Genomic DNA, 1,481 nt, shown 5'->3' with positions numbered 1-1,481 from the left:
AGCAGGATCAGGTCGGTGCCCTGGGCCAGACACAACGCGATCCAGACCCGCTGCCGCTGGCCGCCGGACAACTGATCGACGTGCTGGTGGCGCAACTCGGCGGTACTGGTGACCGTCATCGCCCACTCCACGGCCTCCTTGTCGGCCGCGCTGGGCACCTTCAACGAGGTCCGGTGCGGATGCCGGCCGAACCAGACCAGGTCCTCGACCGAGATCGATTCCGGCGTGACCAGGACCTGCGGCAGGATCGCCAGCAACCGCGCCACCTCCTTGGTCGGGGTGTCCTGGATCGACTTGCCATCCAGGATCACACTGCCCTTCGCCGGTGGCAGCAGCCGGGCCAGCGCCCGCAGCGCGGTGCTCTTGCCGGAGCCGTTCGGGCCGATCAGCACACTGACCTTCCCGTCCGGAATGGTCAACGTGAGGTCATGGGCGATGACCTTCTGGTCATAGGCGAGCTGAACGCCTTGTGCCTGCAGACGCATGGCGGGTCTCCTACTTTCCGGTCTTCACGAGCAGGTACAAGAAGTACGGTCCCCCGACCACAGCCGTCACCAGCCCGGCCGGAATCTCCAACGGCGGAGCCAGACCCCGCCCGATCATGTCGGCGAACAACATCAACAACACCCCGAACAACGCGGCGGCCGGGATCGACGCCAAGTGCTTACCGCCGAAGATGCGGCGAGCCATGTGCGGTGCGATCAACCCGACGAAGCCGATCGTGCCGGCCACCGCGACCGCGGCCGCGGCCAACGCGACCGCGAACAACAGCAGCAGCCGCCGGGTCTTCTCGACCGGTTCACCAAGTCCCGCGGCCAGGTCGTCGCCAAGGCCCAGTACGTCGAGCTTGCGAGCCCAGATCACGATCAGCGGCACCAGCACGAGCACCCACGGCAGGATCTCCAGCACGGCACTCATCGACCGGCCGAACAGACTGCCGGTCAACCAGATCAGCGCCGCACTCACGTCCAGCGGGTTGCGCACCAGCAGGAACCGGATGCCCGCCTCGAAGGCCGCGCTGACCGCGATACCGACCAGCGCGATCCGCACCGGCGTAGCCCCACGGCGATAGGCCAGCAGGTACACCAGGCCCGCGGCCGCGAGGCCGCCGATGAACGCCGCCGGCACGACGGCCACCACCGGAATCCCCGGGATCGCGAGCAGCAACAACATGCCGCCGAAGCCGGCGCCCTTGGTAACACCGATGATGTCGGGGGCCGCCAGCGGGTTGCGAATCACGCCCTGCATCACCGCGCCGGACACCGCGAGCGCCGTACCGATCAGCCAGCACAGCAGGACGCGCGGCAACTGGAAGTCGATCACGATCGCCGCCGCTTGGTCGGACCTGTCGCCGACCAGCGCGTGCAGGACGTTGCCGAACGACACCTCGGTCGCCCCGATTTTCAGGCTGTATACGCTCAGTACAAGCGCCAGGACACCGAGCGATCCCATCAGTACGGCGGGATGCCGTTTGGCCAGCG

Annotated in this window: 2 protein-coding genes; both read right to left on the bottom strand. The window is 67.6% G+C overall.

Annotation, left to right across the window (positions count from 1 at the left end; translation table 11 throughout):
* Positions 1 to 485, bottom strand: a 485-nt coding sequence (locus tag ACZ3HV_RS44540; RefSeq protein WP_465693953.1) for an ABC transporter ATP-binding protein, incomplete at its 3' end; no start/stop codon positions are given.
* 10 nt (positions 486 to 495) lie between these two features.
* The coding region (locus tag ACZ3HV_RS44535; RefSeq protein WP_465693952.1) for a FecCD family ABC transporter permease at positions 496 to 1,481 on the bottom strand (986 nt) is incomplete at its 5' end.

The sequence above is a fragment of the Kribbella sp. NPDC020701 genome, assembly GCF_055562215.1.
Note: the sequence above shows the minus strand (reverse complement) of the source record. Positions and strands in the feature narration are given on the sequence as shown.